The following is a 17,364-nucleotide window of genomic DNA, read 5'->3' as shown; positions in this document are numbered from 1 at the left end:
AGCACTCTTTATGTTGGCAAGCTCATGAACGATTCAGCCAATCGGGCACGCTACGAAACGCGGCTGGGCCGCGTGCTCGACCATATTTACGATCATCTCGACGAACCGCTGGATATCGACCGCCTCGCGGACATCGCCTGCCTGTCACCGTATCACTGGCATCGGATTTATCAGGCGATGTATGGAGAGACGGTGGCAACAACCGTGCGCCGATTGCGACTGCATCGCGCCGCGGGCTATCTGGCGAATGAATCGATGCCGATTGCCGAGATTGCCGAGCGCTCCGGCTACAGCAGTTTGCAGTCTTTCACTCGCACTTTTCGCGCTGCGTTCGGCATGCCGCCGGCGCAATACCGCAAGCAAGGCACTCATAGCCGGTTTCGTCCGGCGCTCTCAGGAGACGATCAAATGACGATGCGTGAAGTGGTGATTCGTCACGTGGAGCCGATGGAGATTTTGTCGGTGGATCACGTTGGACCGTATATGCAGATCGGCAAGGCGTTCGATGGTTTGTTCGGTTGGTTAGGAAAACACAATCTGCTCGCGCCGCCGATGCGCATCATCGGGATTTACTACGACGATCCCGGTGTGGTTGCGGAGAATGAACTGCGGTCGAAGGCGGGCGTGTTGTTGCCGCAACGTGTTGAAGCTTCGGTGACGGTGAGTCCGCCGGTTTCCGTGGCGCATGTGAAAGGCGGTGAATACGCAGTGCTGCGGCACAAAGGGCCGTATAGCGATATGCGCGCGGCATATGAGTGGCTGTACGGGACGTGGCTCGTGCAGTCGGGGCGTGAAGCGGCGGATGCGCCGGTGTTCGAGGAGTATCTGAATAGCCCGAAGGAGACTGCGCCTGCTGAGCTGCTCACGGAGATCTGTTTGCCGCTGGTTTGATGCTTTGCTGCTTTTGTGCAGCTTTAAGCGGCGTGCTCCGCGGATGTCTCTCTGGTTTTTATAGTCTTTGTATATGTATACGTAGTAATAGTTAACAAGCGTTGCTCCTGGCTGTGGATAACCTGAAACTTCGCTTACGGATCAAAGCACTGCGAGATCGATAACCCTGCGGAGCAAAGACGGACAGCGACCCGGAGCCAGGGAAAACTTTTGGGCGGCCTGGCGAGTGCGCGGTTTTATCAAGGTTTCGCCCACAACGTGTCAGGTGGCTTTTACAAAAGTTGTCCAGAGGGGGCTGTGGATAAGTGGGGGTGGTGACTTGCCCACCAGCAAGCATTGTTAGGGCCGGCCAACCGCCCGCCGGGAGTTCCGACAGGGTTTGGCATCAATACGCGATATACGCGGGGCTCCCAAGCCGTGTCCTAATCTCCGCAATTTATACGGAGATTAGGGGCGTTATTCACCGCAAAAGCGCGCCGAGGCCGATAGCATGCTGTTTAAGCGCAGCCGACCCTTGCCCGGCCGGCGCTCGAAGCGTTGCTGAGACACGCAACGCCGCGTCCACCGAAACCTGAACTATCATCACCATTTCAGATGGGCGATCGTCTCCGCTTCTCCAACCCTTGCACCATGAAATTCGACTATTCCACGCTCGACCTGCTGCGCCAGAATCATCCTGCGTGGCGGCTGCTGCGTTCGGACCACGCGCCGCTGATAGCGAGTTTTTTGCAGCGGACTTTCACGGCGCCCAACGTGCGCCTGATATCGCAGGCGGACCTCGCCGAAGCGCTCGAAGACGAGCTGTTTGCCTTGCGCGAACAACTCGGCGCCACCACCTTTCCCAAAGCGGCTTCCGACTATCTCAACGACTGGGCCGCCAACGACAAAGGCTGGCTGCGCAAATTCTATCGGCAGGATTCCGACGAACCGTATTTCGATCTGACGCCCGCTACAGAAAAGGCGATTGCGTGGCTTGGCACGCTCACTGAGCGCAGTTTCATCGGCACGGAATCGCGCCTGCTCACATTATTTCAACTGCTCAAACAGATGAGTGAAGGCAGCGAGAGCGACCCCGAAGCACGGCTCGCGGAACTGCATAAGCGCCGCGCCGAGATTGATGCGGAAATCGCCCGTGCTGAAGCCGGCGACATTTCGATGCTCGACGATACAGCGGTGAAAGACCGCTTCCAGCAATTCGTGGCTATCGCGCGTGACCTGCTGACCGATTTCCGCGAGGTCGAGCACAATTTTCGTGGCCTTGACCGCCGGGTGCGCGAACGTATTGCGCTGTGGGACGGCGCAAAAGGTGAACTGCTGGAAGAGATCATGGGCGAGCGCGACGCGATCGCGGACTCGGATCAGGGCCGCAGCTTCCGCGCGTTTTGGGACTTCCTGATGTCGAGCAGTCGCCAGGAAGAGCTAACCACGTTACTCGACCGGGTGCTGGTCCTGCCGCCGGTGGCCGAACTCAGGCCCGACGCGCGCACACGCCGGGTCCACTACGACTGGCTCGAGGCCGGCGAGCACACGCAGCGCACGGTTGCTTTTCTGTCGCAACAGTTGCGGCGCTTTCTGGACGATCAGGCGTGGCTCGAGAACCGCCGCATCATGGATATCCTGCATGGCGTGGAGGCCAAAGCGCTGGCGCTGCGAGACACGCCGCCGGTCGGTGAGATCATGACGATCGCCGACATCGCGGCCGACATCGAATTACCGATGGAGCGTCCGCTTTATGTGCCTGGCGTGAAACCACGCATCGCCTCGATGGCCATCGAGGCAGGCGACGCCGACATCGATGCCGCGGCACTGTATTCGCAGATCGTCGTCGACAAGGCCAGACTAGCCTGGCACATCCGCCATGTTCTGCAGGATCGCTCGCAAGTCACACTGCGCGAGTTGTGCGAGATGCAACCGTTGCAGCAGGGCCTGGCCGAACTGGTTGCCTACCTGCAACTCGCCGGCGATACGTTCAGCACCGTGGTGGACGAACAGGTCAGTGAGACGATCGTTTGGCACAGCCGGAAAGAAAGCGGCGAACAACAGTTCAGGAAAGCGAGCCTGCCTCGTGTGATTTTCGTGAGATGAATATGCTGGAACAGGAACAAGATGCAGGGGCATCGACGCACGATCTGTCGAGCCTTCTGATTCCGTTGCTCAAGGGCGTGATTTACCGGGACGCGGATAGCGGTCTATGGGGCGCGCTGCTCGATCTGCAGGCTCGTGTGCGGGACTACGTCACGGTGCTGAACCTCGAGATGGTTCTGGACGAAGCCGAGGGTTATGCGTTCCTTCGCTCCCGGCCCGACACCGGCGACGATTCCTCTACTGCTACGCTGCCGCGCCTCATCGCGAGACGCCCGTTGTCGTTTCCGGTGAGTCTGATGCTTGCCTTGCTGCGCAAGAAGCTCGCCGAGTCCGACGCGAGCGGCGGCGATACCCGGCTCATTCTCAGTCGCGAGCAGATTGTGGACATGGTCCGTGTGTTTCTGCCAGCAGGCAGCAATGAAGCCAAGCTGATCGACCAGATCGACACGCACGTCAACAAGATCATCGAACTCGGCTTTTTGCGCAAACTGAAGCCAGCCGCCGGAAAGCGTGAGGCACAAGCCGGCGCCTTCGAGGTGCAGCGAATTCTCAAAGCGTTTGTCGACGCGCAATGGCTAGCCGATTTCGATACCCGGCTCGCGGCCTATCAGACGCAATTGGGCACAGCGGCATCGAGGAGCGCCGATGACTGACATGCAATTGCCCGAACTCGATTTTGTCGCCGATAACGCGCTGTCCGGATTTCGACTGCATCAGCTGGAAGTCTTCAATTGGGGGACATTCGACCGTCGCGTGTGGACGCTGAACCCGGACGGCAAGAACGCGCTGCTGACCGGCGACATCGGCTCCGGCAAATCGACACTCGTCGATGCCGTCACCACGCTGCTGGTGTCGGCACATCGCATCGCGTACAACAAGGCGGCGGGCGCGGACAGCAAGGAGCGCACGCTGCGCTCGTATGTGCTCGGACATTACAAGTCGGAACGCAACGAAACCAGCGGCACGGCCAAGCCCGTTGCGCTGCGAGACCAGGACACTTATTCGGTCATTCTTGGCCGCTTTCACAACGCCGGCTACGACCAGACCGTTACGCTCGCCCAGGTGTTCTGGATGAAAGACGCGCATGGCCAGCCCGCGCGGCTGTTTGTCGGAGCGGAACGGGCGCTGTCGATTGCTGCGGACTTCGCGGATTTTGGGCCGGACATTACCGCGCTACGCAAGAGACTGCGCGCGACCGGCGCGGAACTGTTCGACAGTTTTCCACCCTACGGCGCCTGGTTCCGGCGCCGCTTCGGCATCGATAACGAGCAGGCGCTGGAGTTATTCCATCAAACGGTGTCGATGAAGTCGGTGGGCAATCTGACGGATTTTGTCCGCAGCCACATGCTCGAACCGTTCGATGTCGCGCCGCGCATCACGGCGCTGATCGGCCACTTCGATGATCTTAACCGTGCGCATGAAGCGGTTCTCAAGGCCAAGAAGCAGATGGAGCGACTCGAACCGCTCGTCGACGATTGCGAACGGCATGCGTTGCTCGTGTCGCAAGTCGACGGTCTGCGCGCCAGCCGGGAAGCGCTGCGATTCTATGCGGCCGATCTCAAGCTCGGCTTGCTCGATCGTCGGATCGAGAACCTTGCCGCCGAATGGGAGCGACAGGACGCTCATGTGAGGCGACTCGACGAAACGCGCTCCGCCCAGCGCATTCAGGAAAGCGAACTGCGGCGGAACATTGCCGAGAATGGCGGTGATCGGCTGGAACGACTCGAAGCCGAGATTCGATCGAAAGATCTTGAATGCGCAGGACGTAAGCATAAGGCGCAGCGCTACGACGAACTCGCGCAGTTGATCGATGAGCCGCGTGGGCAGGACGAGCCCGCGTTTCTCGCGCTCCGCCGACGCCTGCCGGAACTCGTCGACGCCGCGCAGTCGGACGATGCACGTCTGCAGAACGATCTGACTGAGCAAGGTGTGAACTTTCGCGCAGGCAAGCAGGAGCACGACGCGCTGTTGGCCGAGATTGATAGCTTGAAGAGCCGGGGTAGCAATATCCCGGCGGAACAGATTGCGATGCGCTCGGCGTTGTGCGACGCGCTTGCGCTGCCGGAAGCGGATTTGTGTTTCGCCGGCGAGTTGCTGCAAGTGCGCGAAGACGAACGCGATTGGGAAGGCGCCGCTGAACGTTTGCTGCGCAATTTCGGTTTATCGCTTCTGGTCTCTGACGAGCACTACGCTGCCGTTACTGAATGGGTCGACAAAACCCATCTCAAAGGGCGACTCGTTTATTTTCGGGTCAGGCAATCGGCAAGACGTGAACGCACGGAATTGCATCGTGATTCGCTGGCACGGAAGCTTTCCGTCAAGCCCGATTCGCCGTTTTACGATTGGCTCGAATCCGAAGTGACGCAACGCTTCAATGTGGTCTGCTGCGACACACAGGAACAATTCCGCCGCGAGACGCGCGCTATTACGCGTGCCGGTCAGATCAAGGCACCCGGCGAGCGGCACGAGAAGGACGATCGCCATCGGTTAGACGATCGCAGGCGGTACGTGCTGGGCTGGACCAACACGGCGAAGATCCAGGCGCTCGAAGCACAATCCAATCAGTTGGCGGCGCAACTGGCTGATCTGGGCGCACGGATTGCTAGAATTCAGGTACAACAGAGCGTGTTGAAGACGCGCCTGAACGCGCTATCGCTCCTCGCCGAACATGCTGAATATCGTGAGCTCGACTGGCAGACTCTGGCTGCGGAGGTTGCGGCGTTGCGCGACGAGAAAGCGCGTCTGGAATCTGCCTCCGACCTTTTGCAACAACTCACGGAGCGGCTGAACCAGGTCAGCGCGGCGCTCGCGGAAGTCGAGGAGCAGCTCGATGGTCACAAGGCAGAGCGCACACGCACAGAAGAACGGCAGCGCATTGCCAATGATCTGCACGCGCAAACGCGGGCGATTCTCGACGATCCTGCTTATGCGACGCATACCGCGTACTTCGACCGGCTCGCCGGGTTGTGGCCCGAGGTGCTCGGCAAGCATCAACTGACTGTCGAGTCTTGCGACAATCGCGAGAGCGATATGCGCAAATGGCTGCAGGAGAACATCGACGCCGAAGACAAAAAGGTCTCGCGGCAGCGCGACAAGATTATCGATGCGATGCGGGCGTACTGCGGGGCTTTTCCGCTGGAGACGCAAGAAGTGGATGTCGCGATCGAAGCGGCGGCGGAATATCGTGCCATGCTGGATACACTAAAAGCCGACGATTTGCCGCGCTTCGAAGCCTGCTTCAAAGATTTGCTCAATGAGAACACCATCCGCGAAGTCGCCAACTTCCAGTCGCAACTGGCGCGCGAACGCGAGACGATCAAGGAGCGGATCGCGGTGATCAACGAGTCGCTGACACAGATCGATTACAACGCGGGTCGATATATCGTCCTTGAAGCGCAACTGAGTCAGGACGCGGAGATTCGCGACTTTCAGAGTGACTTGCGTTCGTGTACCGAAGGTGCGCTATCGGGCTCCGACGACGCGCAATATTCCGAAGCCAAGTTTCTCCAGGTGAAGCAGATCATCGAACGTTTTCGCGGACGTGAAGGGCTGACGGAGCAGGACCGGCGCTGGTCGGCGAAAGTAACTGATGTGCGCAACTGGTTTGCGTTCGCGGCGAGCGAGCGTTGGCGGGAAGATGATACTGAGCATGAGCATTATTCTGACTCGGGTGGGAAGTCCGGTGGTCAGAAGGAGAAGTTGGCCTATACGATTCTGGCTGCGAGCCTTGCTTATCAGTTCGGGCTCGAATGGGGTGCGGTGCGGTCGCGGTCGTTCCGGTTTGTTGTTATCGATGAGGCATTCGGCCGTGGGTCCGATGAGTCTGCGCAGTATGGCTTGCGGTTGTTTGCGCAGTTGAATCTGCAATTGCTGATTGTTACGCCGTTGCAGAAGATTTATATCATTGAGCCGTTTGTTTCCAGTGTTGGTTTCGTCGATAACAAAGAGGGGCGTGAGTCGAGGCTGCGCAATCTTTCGATCGAAGAGTATCGCGAGGAGAAAGGTAGGAGCGCGACGTGAGTTGGACTACACCGGCTGATTTGCGTGCGCAGGTGAACAGGCTTTGGGAGCGGGGCGAACTGCTGGCCGGTTTGGCTTCGGGGGAGGCATTGTTTCCGAAGCGGCTTGTGCTCAAAGGGCCAACATCTGGCGAGATCGCAGAGCGCTTTGAAGATATTCGCCAGTGGAGTAGCTCGCTTAGGGCGATGACGCATTGTCGATTGCAGATGCGCGAGTTTCGACATCGAGTCTTTGGGGCGAACGCACTGCCGGATGAAGTGTGGATCGACTCGTTTGAGGATGCGGTTGCGTTTATTGGAAAACAGCGCGATGCGGCGCGGTTTGCGTCGCTGCTGGATGTGACGCGGACGCGTGAGCCGCGTCTCGTTTCATGGCTTGCCAAGCGACCGCTTCGAGCGCTTGAACTTGCTGAGGTTTGGGATCGGTTGCTGGATGTGTGTGCGTGGATCGAGGCGCATCCGCGGGCCGGTGTGTATCTTCGGCAGATTGATATCGCTAACGTGCATACCAAGTTTATCGAGGGATATCGTGGTGTGCTTGCGGAGTTGCTGGATTACGTGCTGCCGGTTGATGCCCGCGACTTGGAACGCTCGGGACTTGGTCAGTTTGCGCTGCGGTATGGGTTCCGTGACAAGCCGTTGAGAATCCGCTTTCGTGTGCTGGATGCGAAAAAGGCGCTGTTTCGTCCTGCCAGTACGGAGCAGGACGTTACGTTGGATGCGGCCAGTTTTGCTCAGCTGGATCCGGACGTTGCTCGCGTTTTTATCACCGAGAACGAGATTAATTTTCTGGCGTTTCCGCCTGTTGATGACAGTATGGTTGTCTTCGGTGCCGGGTATGGGTTTGAAATGCTGGCGAACGCTGCGTGGATTTCGCGTCGGAAAGTTCACTACTGGGGCGATATCGATACACATGGGTTTGCGATTCTTGATCAACTGCGTGGGCAATTCGGACATGTCGAGTCGTTCTTGATGGATAGGCAGACGCTGCTGACGTTCAAGTCGCAGTGGGATCGGGAGGAAAAGCAGACGGCGCGGGATTTGCCTCGGCTTCATCGCGAGGAGCAGGCGCTTTATGACGACTTGCGGGATAACCGTTTAAGGCCGAATTTGCGGTTGGAGCAGGAGAAGATTGGGTTTGGGTGGGTGGAGGCGGCGCTGGGGAAGATCGGGTAGCGCCCTGTTTCATCCCGGCAAGACCGGTCCGTTTTTGATTATCCCCGGCCGCTTGGGGGAGCCATTATCTGAAGGGGATTTGGAGATGCAACGTGACCTTGTTAGCTTGCGCGACCTCGTTCGTCAGTTTGCGGATGAGCGCGACTGGGACAAATTTCATACGCCAAAGAATCTCGCGACGGCTTTAAGCGTCGAGGCAAGTGAGCTACTGGAGCCGTTTCAGTGGCTGACCTCGGGAGACAGGAGCGAACTGGACGATGGCAAACAAACCGCCATTCGTCACGAAATGGCGGACGTGTTGCTATATCTTGTGCGGCTTGCAGACAAGCTTGATGTCGATCTTTATCGAGCTTGTTTGGAAAAGATGGAGATCAATGGGGAGAAATATCCTGCGGAGAAGGTCCGGGGGGATTCGCGGAAGTACTCGGATTACCAAGACTAAGAATCAAACTGAAGCTGAAGCGAAAATCAAAGATCGATGAAACTGTGCGCAAATCATTGCAGGATATTCATTGACTTACTCAGTCTCATGCGACGTTTGTCAGGGCAAGTCCGTCTCAAATCCAGCGATGAAATGTGAGTCCTGTTTTGTCGTTCATCGAACGTTCGACGCTGTTGCGCAACCCTCGACAATGCGCGAAAATACATCGGATGCCTAACAACATAACCGATGATCGCGACGCGTTACGTTCATAAAGCGTCACAGAACGATTGGCTCGTCGGATGGTAGAAGAGGACGCGATAGCGCCGCGCCGAGCATCAAGGAGAACGAGGAAGGAGATGAAGCGCGGGACGTATGGGCTGCCACCCACACGACCCGCTGACCACAAACAACCCTATCGAACTAGGAGTTGATCATGGCTGACGCCAATCATAAAGCAGTTGCAGCTGTAACCCAACGCATCTTGACCATTTCGTCACAAAGACGGCCAAGGCCGATGAAAGTTTTGGGACCTGAGAATTACAGGTTCTACAACGACTTGCCGCCCGCGCCTTGGATCCGATTGTCGGGTCGTTGGCTCGAACAGGCGGGGTTCGAGATTAGCGGGAGCATTCGGGTGGAGGTGAGCCAGGGAAGATTGGTTATAACGCCGGTGTAGCGAACAAACTTCCAGTGGTCACGCGGCGTTGTGTCCTCTTCGGGGAGGCTGCGCAATGATATTTGGCAGGTCTGCGGCGGCTCCCCCGCGGGGGCTGCTGAAGCAGTCGCTTTCCAATGCCGCTGTTCTTGCCCACTTCGGACAGCTGGACGTATTTGAAGATCCACCGCTCACTCCGGCTCTCATTCGCGGCGAATTATTCTGTATTGGATTGAACATGCCGGCTGCCCGACGCATTTGCGACTCCACAGTTCCTGTCGACGCTCACACCTTTTATGTCAATTCGTCGATCACTGATGCGCAAACGGTCGCTCACTCGCTTGAGCGATGGGATGCCGTCAAGAAAGCGATTCTTTCGTACGCCAAGCGCTTGGTGCGCAACGAGCGTCGCGCCCACCGGGCCTCTTCGAAGCACTTGAAAAGCTTTGCGGATGGACGCCCCGGTTTGGGCTACGCGGCGGAAACGGACTAAGCTGTCCTCGCGCGAGATGCAGCGCCTTCCTGTAGACACCGAAACGGATCTCCTTCCGTTTTTCCAGATCACTGTGGTTTGTTCGTTACCAGATTTTCCGATATTCTGTGCGCCGAAAGCCTTCGTTTGCAGAGTTACCCGCACGCGCAAAGCGAAGTAATAAAACAACACAAAAACTCAAATTGAAATGATAGAGACCCATCACGGTTTTCACTTTCGGCTTCGGCGCGGCGCATCAATCGGCGAGCTCGACGCGGAGTCAGACGCAGACTTTTTGTCGTCGTGTTTCGTGGATACGGGAGACTTCGAGACGCTGAAAGACTGCCGGTCTCCACACCGCATAATCGTCGGGCGGACAGGATCAGGGAAGACTGCGTTAATCAACCATTTGGTTGAAAATGTGAGTAACGTCATCGTAGTCTCTCCGGAAAATCTCTCCCTTAATTATCTTTCGAATTCAGATATTCTTGTTACCTTGGAAAAAGCAGGCGTTAAACTGGATATTTTCTATGGATTGCTTTGGAAACATGTATTTGCTGTTGAGCTACTAAAGCGACGTTGCCATCTCACTAACGAAGAGAAGACACGCACTTGGATCGCAGGGTTTATTCCTGGGCTGAAGCGAAAAGATCAAGCCAAGGAACGTGCATTTAACTACTTGTCTACATAGGGCGATACCTTTTGGCAAGAGACCGAATATCGGGTAAAAGAAGTTACCGAAAAGCTTGAGGGAGAAATCACGTCGAAGCTTGGGGCGGACATTGGCGCATTGAAGGCAGACGTAAGCGCCAGCGTCAAAAGGATGGATGAACGGAAGACGGAGGTCGTTAACAAAGCGCAGACCGTTATAAATTCGATTCAAATTAAAGCGCTTGCCGACGTGATCGCATTAATGAACGAGGAAATATTTACCGACCCCCAGCAGAAATATTACCTTGTTATTGACCGTCTTGATGAAAACTGGGTCGATGACGAACTTCGGTACAGACTGATTCGTGCTTTGATCGAATGTGTGAAGACCTTTCGAAGCATCGTGAACGTGAAGATAATTGTGGCTTTGCGCCAAGATCTTATTCAGACAGTGTTTGAGCGGACCCGCGACGCAGGGTTCCAAGAAGAAAAGTACGCCGCGCTTTTTTTACAGCTCCGGTGGGAAAAAGCCCTTTTGATAAAGATGATTAATGAACGCGTTATTCGACTGGTACGAGAACAATATACTTTGTCACCAATCGAGCTGGTAGATTTGTTTCCAAAAGCGATCGGGAAAGAGGAGTTCGTTGATTATTTGCTAGAGCGAACTCACTACCGTCCAAGAGACGCGATCGCATTTATAAACGAATGCTTAAAACGATCAGAGGGTAAGGGACAGGTTACGGTTCAGACGGTCCGTAATGCGGAAATAGAATATTCGGCAGCGCGAATGAATGCGCTGAGTTTCGAGTGGGTTTCTCATTTTCCAAGTTTTTTGGAATATTTGCCACTGATAGAACAAATGCCGTTTAAATTTAGATTATCTCAAATCCAGAAAGATCGTATTAACGAGTTTGTTGTCACCAAGTGTTTCGACGGTGAGCATGCCATTGACCCAGTAATTCGCGCCGGTTTCGCGTTTATAAATAATGATAACGCTCATGCATTCCGTGTTGAGCTTATAAAAGCGCTTTACTCAATAGGTGTGGTGGGTCTAAAACTGGCGTCTTTTAATAGTCAGATTTGGGCATATATGGATATCAATGCGCCTGGCGATGGGCAGATTCGGGCCGGCTCGGAAGTATTTATTCATCCCATGGCATGGGCGAGACTTGGCGTGAAGCCGAACTAGATAAGAGATCGGTGGGCGTCACGGCGGTGAAAACCGAAGCTACGTACCTGAGAAAAAGGATAAGAGTGCGAACTCTCGGTCCGTTCTATACATGATAATGTCCTTCATTACATATAAAATGAGATGGGCCGCCGTTCCCTCTGAAGCCGGGTTGGTCCTGTTTTTTTAGGAACTGAAAATGCCACTACAGAATCGCGTAGCCCCCACCGGGGAAATTGTATTTTCCGAAAGCCGCGGCCAGTTCATGGGCAATCGGGGACGCCTTCACAATGAAGCAAAGCAGATCGTCCGGGCCAGCCAACATAAACACTGGGTGACCTGTACCCTTGAATTCAAGGGGGTGCGGCGCACCCTGATGGCCGACGATAGCTACACCGAGCTTTTCTTTCTGGATGAAGCCACAGCGTTCGCCGCAGGTCACCGGCCTTGCTGGGACTGCCGGAGGCCGCAATACAAGACATTCACCCGTCTTTGGGCCTCAACGTTCCACGTTGAGAAATTCAACCGGGACGTCATGGATAACGCTCTTCATGTAGAACGCAGCAGCGGAAATGAGTCGGAAAGCACTCGTTATTCCGCGCTTGAATCGCTTCCAAATGGCACCTGCGTGCAGTTTGAAAAAAACTGGTATTTGATCTGGGGAGACCAGCTGCTTCAATGGTCATTCGATGGTTACGTCGCTGGGATTGCCCGGCCCAAAGGCCTGGAGGTAGCCGTTCTCACGCCGCGCTCCATCGTGGCGGTGTTGCAGGCGGGCTATGCTCCGGAGTTGCATCCCACGGCGGCAAGATACATCACGGATGAGGCCGGCTCGATTCACAACGTCACCTCGCAGACACCGACCATTTCTGCCTCATCGCAGTAGGCCAGTCGCATTAACTCTGTCCCACAGTCGCAAAACTGTGGCGCCAGTCGCACTTACTCTGGCGCCCTACGCCCGCTACAACAAGCTCAAACGTCAATATTCCCCGCCCGCAACGCATTCGACTCAATGAAAGCTCTCCGCGGCTCCACATCATCCCCCATGAGCGTAGTAAAGATCCCATCAGCCGCAATAGCATCCTCAATCTGCACACGAAGCAAGCGACGCACAGTCGGATCCATCGTCGTCTCCCAAAGCTGCCCAGGGTTCATCTCACCGAGACCCTTATAGCGTTGCTTCGAAATATTCCGTTCAGCATCAGCCAGCAACCACTTCATAGCGCTCTTGAAGTCGGTAACAGCCATACTCCGCTCACCACGCTTGATCACCGCCCCAGTCCCAATCAACCCCTTAAACGTATTCGCGGTATTGATCAGCTGCTGGTAATCAGCGGTCAGCTGAAAATCCTGATCCAGCACAGAAATCTTCTGATTACCGTGATGAGTCCGCGCGACGCGCAGCGAGCGCAGTTCACGCACCGGGTCATACATCGTCGTGACCTTAACCTCAGGCTTCAGCGGATCATCCCGCAACTTAGCCTCAAGCGCCTTCGCCGAACCCTCAGCCGCTTCCTCGCTAGACAGGTCAATCAAAACCCCATCCATCACAGCCTCAAGCGCCCCAGCGTCATACAACCGGCTCAGTCGGTTAACAACAGCCTGAGCCAACAAATAAGCCCGAGCCAACTCACCCAACGCATCCCCAGTAATCGGCGTAGCCCCTTCAGAAGCCAACAACTCCGACCCCTGCAACGCCAGCTTCAGGATGTGAGCATTAACCTCAGCCTCATCCTTCAAATACCGCTCATCCTTACCCGCCTTGATCTTGAACAGCGGCGGCTGCGCGATATAGATATACCCACGCTCGATCATGTCCGGCATTTGCCGATAGAAGAACGTCAGCAGCAGCGTCCGAATGTGCGCGCCGTCCACGTCAGCATCGGTCATGATGATGATGCGGTGATAACGCAGCTTGTCGAGGTTGTAGTCTTCCTTGCCAATCCCACAACCCAACGCGGTAATCAAAGTCACAATCTGCTCCGAAGAAAGCAGCTTGTCATAGCGCGCCTTCTCCACATTGAGCACCTTGCCGCGCAGCGGCAAGATCGCCTGAAACTTCCGATCCCGTCCCTGCTTCGCCGACCCACCTGCCGAGTCGCCCTCGACGATATAAATCTCGGACTTCGCCGGATCCTTCTCCTGACAATCCGCCAGCTTCCCAGGCAGACCAACCCCATCCAGCACACCCTTGCGCCGCGTCATTTCACGCGCCTTCCGAGCCGCATCCCGCGCCCGCGCCGCATCAACAATCTTGCCGCAAATGATCTTCGCGTCGTTCGGCGTTTCCAGCAGGAATTCCTCGAGCGCCTTCGCGACCACATCCTCCACCGGCGCGCGCACTTCCGACGACACCAGCTTGTCCTTGGTCTGCGCGCTGAACTTCGGCTCCGGCACCTTCACCGACAGCACGCACGAGAGCCCTTCGCGCATGTCGTCGCCGGCCGTCTCGACCTTCGCTTTCTTCGCGACTTCGTGATCGGTGATGTATTTGTTCAACACGCGCGTCATCGCCGCACGCAAACCGGTCAAGTGCGAGCCGCCGTCGCGCTGCGGAATGTTGTTCGTGAAGCACAGCACGTTTTCGTTGTAGCTGTCGTTCCACTGCATCGCGACTTCAACAGCAATGCCGTCCTTCTCGCCGCTGACGTGGAAAATGTTCGGGTGCAGAACGGCCTTGTTCTTGTTGATGTACTCAACAAAACCCTTCACACCGCCCACAAACGCGAAATCTTCTTCCTTGCCGCTGCGCAAGTCGTGCAGGCGAATCCGCACGCCGTTATTCAGGAACGACAGTTCGCGAATCCGTTTGGCCAGAATGTCGTAGTGATATTCGACATTGCCGAAGATCGTCTCGTCGGCCATGAAGTGCACTTCGGTGCCGCGGTTTTCGGTGTCGCCAACCACCTGAATCGGCGAAACAGCCACCCCGTCGATCTCTTCGATCACGCGGTTCTGCGGCACGCCACGGTGGAATTCCATGAAGTGCTTCTTGCCGTCACGGCGCACCACAAGGCGCAGCCACGACGACAGCGCATTCACGCACGACACACCCACGCCGTGTAGGCCGCCGGACACCTTGTAGCTGTTCTGGTCGAACTTGCCGCCGGCGTGCAGCTCGGTCATCACGATTTCAGCGGCACTGCGCTTCGGATCGTGCTTGTCGTCCATCTTCAGACCGGTCGGCACACCGCGGCCGTTGTCGGTGATCGAGATCGAGTTGTCCGCGTGGATGGTGACCTGGATGTCGTTACAGTACCCGGCCAACGCTTCGTCGATCGAGTTGTCGAGCACTTCGAACACGAGGTGATGCAGGCCGGTGCCGTCCGATGTATCGCCGATATACATCCCGGGACGCTTGCGCACGGCCTCCAGACCTTCAAGGATCTGAATGGACGAGGCGCCATAGCCGCTATTGTCGGGTTGCGAATTGTTCGTTTCAGTCATGGATTTTTTCCGGTTCTGCGTTGCTGCTGGGTTGCTGCTCGGGACTTTTCAAAACACCATAAAAACGCCAAAGGGGCGCTGCGCCCCTTGGTGTGTTCTTTGGTTTTGGACGCGTTAGATGCGCATCGGCATCACGACGTATTTGAATTCGTCATTCTCGGGAATCGTGATCAACGCGCTGGAGCTGGCGTCGCCAAGGCTCACTTGCAACATGTCGACCTTCAGGTTCGCGAGCACGTCGAGCAGATACGTGACGTTGAACCCGATATCGACGCTGTCGCCGTCGTACGCGATTTCCAGTTCTTCCTGCGCCTCTTCCTGATCGGCGTTGGTCGACATGATCTTCAACTGGCCCGGCTCGATGATGCAGCGCACGCCCTTGAATTTGTCCGACGTCAGAATCGCGGCGCGTTGCAGCGAGCGCTGCAGTTCTTCACGGCCGATCACGAACTGATTCTTGTGCGACTTCGGAATCACGCGCTGGAAGTCGGGGAATTTGCCTTCCACCAGCTTCGACACCAGTTCGACCTGGCCGAAGGTGAACTTCACCTGCGTGGGCGCGATGTCGATCTTCAGCGTGTCGTCGATGTCTTCCAGCAGACGCTGCAGCTCGAGAATCGTCTTGCGCGGAATGATCACTTCCTGGCGCGCAAACGAGCCTTCAATCTTCATCGACGAAAACGCCAGGCGGTGGCCGTCTGTGGCGACCGCCATCAGCTGGTCGCCGTCCACCACCAGCAGCATGCCGTTCAGGTAGTAGCGGATATCCTGCTGGGCCATCGAAAAATGGACCATGCCGAGCAACTGGCGGAATGTTTTCTGGGGAACCACCAGGTTCGCGCCGTAGTCTTTAGCTTGAGCAACGGTCGGGAACTCGTCGGCCGCCAGGGTTTGCAGCGCAAAGCGGCTCTTGCCGGATTGCACGGTCAACCGCTTGTCGTTCAGCGTGAGCGTGACCTGCCCGTCGGGCATGGCGCGCAGAATGTCGAGGAGCTTTCTTGCTGCCACCGTGGTCGCGACCGAATCGCCGCCCACGCCAAAATCGGCACGCGTGGTGATCTGCAACTCGAGGTCGGTCGACAGGAACGACACGTCCGGGCCGTTCTTGGTAATCAGCAAATTGGCGAGGATCGGCAACGTATGGCGGCGTTCGACGATGCCGCTCACAGTTTGCAGCGGCCTGAGGAGGTTATCGCGTTCGGTCTTGACCAGTTGCATAGAGTTCCTTCGTTGATATAACGGCCGGCGCGCCGTGCCTGGCAGCTTTCCCGCGCGCAACCCCGGCTCCCCGCCGGCGCCACGCAGCGCCTGTCACGGCGTGAAATCCGCCCGCGGCCGCCGGGCGGTTAAACCTGTATTGTGCCTGAAAACGGAACCGCTCCACTAAAATGGGGGCGAGTTCCGAAATAAACAGGTCGATTTTTCCGTGCGGCCCGCTTAGCCCTTCAGCGTTTGCTCCAGCACGTGCAGTTCGTGGTTCAACTGCGCGTCCGTGCCGCGCTCGGCGGCGATCTTGCGCACCGCGTGCAATACGGTGGTGTGATCGCGCCCGCCGAACAGCTCGCCGATTTCCGGCAAACTCTTCTGCGTCAGCTCCTTCGCCAGATACATCGCGATCTGCCGCGGCCGCGCGATGTTCGCCGGACGCTTCTTCGAATACATGTCCGCGACCTTGATGCTGTAGAAGTCAGCTACGGTCTTCTGGATGTTTTCCACCGAAATCTGCCGGTTTTGCACGGTCAGCAGGTCTTTCAGCGCTTCTTTCGTCACTTCGATCGAGATTTCGCGGCCGTGGAACTTCGAATACGCGAGGATCTTGCGCAGCGCGCCTTCCAGTTCGCGCACGTTCGAGCGCAAATGCTTGGCGACGAAAAACGCGACGTCTTCGTTCAGGCTCACGAACTCGGATTGAGCCTTGCGCATCAGAATCGCGACGCGCATTTCCAGCTCGGGCGGCTCGATCGCCACCGTCAGGCCGGAGTCGAAACGCGAGATCAGGCGGTCGTCGATACCGGAGATTTCCTTCGGATACGTGTCGCTGGTGATGATCACCTGCGCCTTGTTCGCGACCAGCGCCTCGAACGCGTAGAAGAATTCCTCTTGTGTGCGCGACTTGCCGGAGAAGAACTGAATATCGTCGATCAGCAGCAGGTCGAGCGAGTGGTAGTAACGCTTGAAGTCGTCGAACGCCTTGCGCTGGTAGGCCTTCACCACGTCGGACACGTACTGTTCCGCGTGGATATAGCGAATCCGCGCGCCGGCCTTGTCCATCAGAAGCTGGTTGCCGATTGCGTGAATCAGGTGGGTCTTGCCCAGGCCCACGCCGCCGTACAGGAACAGCGGGTTATACGAGATGCCGGGGTTGTCCGCGAC

General features: G+C 56.7%; 14 protein-coding genes. 11 read left to right on the top strand and 3 right to left on the bottom strand.

What is annotated here, in order from left to right; genetic code table 11:
* Positions 1–24: 24 nt before the first annotated feature.
* The 11 genes from PQR27_RS00070 (at position 25) to PQR27_RS00020 (ending at position 12,430) form a co-directional block, all read left to right on the top strand.
* Positions 25–891: an AraC family transcriptional regulator gene (locus PQR27_RS00070; RefSeq protein WP_408521707.1), complete on the top strand. Its 867-nt coding sequence runs from the start codon at positions 25–27 to the stop codon at positions 889–891.
* A 630-nt stretch (positions 892–1,521) separates the two neighbouring features.
* Entirely contained in the window at positions 1,522–2,976 is a 1,455-nt protein-coding gene (locus PQR27_RS00065; RefSeq protein ID WP_408521706.1) for a DUF3375 domain-containing protein, read from the top strand.
* Positions 2,973–3,629, top strand: coding sequence for a DUF4194 domain-containing protein (locus tag PQR27_RS00060; protein ID WP_408521705.1), 657 nt, complete (start codon positions 2,973–2,975; stop codon positions 3,627–3,629). Before PQR27_RS00065 ends, PQR27_RS00060 begins: the two co-directional genes overlap by 4 nt.
* A complete protein-coding gene (locus tag PQR27_RS00055) occupies positions 3,622–6,996 on the top strand; it encodes an ATP-binding protein (RefSeq protein ID WP_408521704.1) in 3,375 nt (1,124 codons plus the stop codon). Before PQR27_RS00060 ends, PQR27_RS00055 begins: the two co-directional genes overlap by 8 nt.
* Positions 6,993–8,171 (top strand): DUF3322 domain-containing protein, encoded by a 1,179-nt coding sequence (locus tag PQR27_RS00050; protein ID WP_408521703.1) that lies wholly within the window; start codon positions 6,993–6,995, stop codon positions 8,169–8,171. Before PQR27_RS00055 ends, PQR27_RS00050 begins: the two co-directional genes overlap by 4 nt.
* A gap of 85 nt (positions 8,172–8,256) precedes the next feature.
* Positions 8,257–8,613 carry a nucleotide pyrophosphohydrolase gene (locus PQR27_RS00045; protein WP_408521702.1) on the top strand — a complete coding sequence of 119 codons (357 nt, stop codon included), beginning with the start codon at positions 8,257–8,259 and terminating at the stop codon, positions 8,611–8,613.
* A 415-nt stretch (positions 8,614–9,028) separates the two neighbouring features.
* Positions 9,029–9,271 carry a SymE family type I addiction module toxin gene (locus tag PQR27_RS00040; RefSeq protein ID WP_408521701.1) on the top strand — a complete coding sequence of 81 codons (243 nt, stop codon included), beginning with the start codon at positions 9,029–9,031 and terminating at the stop codon, positions 9,269–9,271.
* Between the two features lie 55 nt (positions 9,272–9,326).
* A complete protein-coding gene (locus PQR27_RS00035) occupies positions 9,327–9,743 on the top strand; it encodes a hypothetical protein (RefSeq protein ID WP_408521700.1) in 417 nt (138 codons plus the stop codon).
* Positions 9,744–9,930: 187 nt separating this feature from the next.
* Positions 9,931–10,413 (top strand): P-loop NTPase family protein, encoded by a 483-nt coding sequence (locus PQR27_RS00030; RefSeq protein ID WP_408521699.1) that lies wholly within the window; start codon positions 9,931–9,933, stop codon positions 10,411–10,413.
* A gap of 99 nt (positions 10,414–10,512) precedes the next feature.
* On the top strand, positions 10,513–11,565 hold the full coding sequence (locus PQR27_RS00025) for a P-loop ATPase, Sll1717 family (protein ID WP_408521698.1): 1,053 nt from the start codon (positions 10,513–10,515) through the stop codon (positions 11,563–11,565).
* A gap of 178 nt (positions 11,566–11,743) precedes the next feature.
* A complete protein-coding gene (locus tag PQR27_RS00020) occupies positions 11,744–12,430 on the top strand; it encodes a hypothetical protein (protein ID WP_408521697.1) in 687 nt (228 codons plus the stop codon).
* An 86-nt stretch (positions 12,431–12,516) separates the two neighbouring features.
* Here PQR27_RS00020 and gyrB read toward each other — a convergent pair whose 3' ends face one another.
* The 3 genes from gyrB to dnaA form a co-directional block, all read right to left on the bottom strand.
* Positions 12,517–14,991 carry a DNA topoisomerase (ATP-hydrolyzing) subunit B gene (gyrB, locus tag PQR27_RS00015; RefSeq protein WP_408521696.1) on the bottom strand — a complete coding sequence of 825 codons (2,475 nt, stop codon included), beginning with the start codon at positions 14,989–14,991 and terminating at the stop codon, positions 12,517–12,519.
* Positions 14,992–15,105: 114 nt separating this feature from the next.
* Positions 15,106–16,209, bottom strand: a complete 1,104-nt coding sequence (dnaN, locus tag PQR27_RS00010) for a DNA polymerase III subunit beta (protein ID WP_028197661.1) — start codon at positions 16,207–16,209, stop codon at positions 15,106–15,108.
* A 219-nt stretch (positions 16,210–16,428) separates the two neighbouring features.
* A partial coding sequence (dnaA, locus tag PQR27_RS00005) for a chromosomal replication initiator protein DnaA (RefSeq protein WP_408521695.1) occupies positions 16,429–17,364 on the bottom strand: 936 nt, incomplete at its 5' end.

Source organism: Paraburkholderia fungorum (assembly GCF_046027215.1).
Lineage (GTDB): Bacteria > Pseudomonadota > Gammaproteobacteria > Burkholderiales > Burkholderiaceae > Paraburkholderia > Paraburkholderia fungorum_D.
Note: the sequence above shows the minus strand (reverse complement) of the source record. Positions and strands in the feature narration are given on the sequence as shown.

Excerpts from the sequence above, each read along its gene's own strand:
- PQR27_RS00060 (WP_408521705.1), top strand. The coding sequence starts at position 2,973 with ATGAATATGCTGGAACAGGAACAAGATGCAGGGGCATCGACGCACGAT.
- PQR27_RS00030 (WP_408521699.1), top strand. The coding sequence starts at position 9,931 with ATGATAGAGACCCATCACGGTTTTCACTTTCGGCTTCGGCGCGGCGCA.
- PQR27_RS00045 (WP_408521702.1), top strand. The coding sequence starts at position 8,257 with ATGCAACGTGACCTTGTTAGCTTGCGCGACCTCGTTCGTCAGTTTGCG.
- dnaN (WP_028197661.1), bottom strand. The coding sequence starts at position 16,209 with ATGCAACTGGTCAAGACCGAACGCGATAACCTCCTCAGGCCGCTGCAA.
- PQR27_RS00065 (WP_408521706.1), top strand. The coding sequence starts at position 1,522 with ATGAAATTCGACTATTCCACGCTCGACCTGCTGCGCCAGAATCATCCT.
- gyrB (WP_408521696.1), bottom strand. The coding sequence starts at position 14,991 with ATGACTGAAACGAACAATTCGCAACCCGACAATAGCGGCTATGGCGCC.
- PQR27_RS00070 (WP_408521707.1), top strand. The coding sequence starts at position 25 with ATGAACGATTCAGCCAATCGGGCACGCTACGAAACGCGGCTGGGCCGC.
- PQR27_RS00035 (WP_408521700.1), top strand. The coding sequence starts at position 9,327 with ATGATATTTGGCAGGTCTGCGGCGGCTCCCCCGCGGGGGCTGCTGAAG.
- PQR27_RS00040 (WP_408521701.1), top strand. The coding sequence starts at position 9,029 with ATGGCTGACGCCAATCATAAAGCAGTTGCAGCTGTAACCCAACGCATC.
- PQR27_RS00020 (WP_408521697.1), top strand. The coding sequence starts at position 11,744 with ATGCCACTACAGAATCGCGTAGCCCCCACCGGGGAAATTGTATTTTCC.
- PQR27_RS00055 (WP_408521704.1), top strand. The coding sequence starts at position 3,622 with ATGACTGACATGCAATTGCCCGAACTCGATTTTGTCGCCGATAACGCG.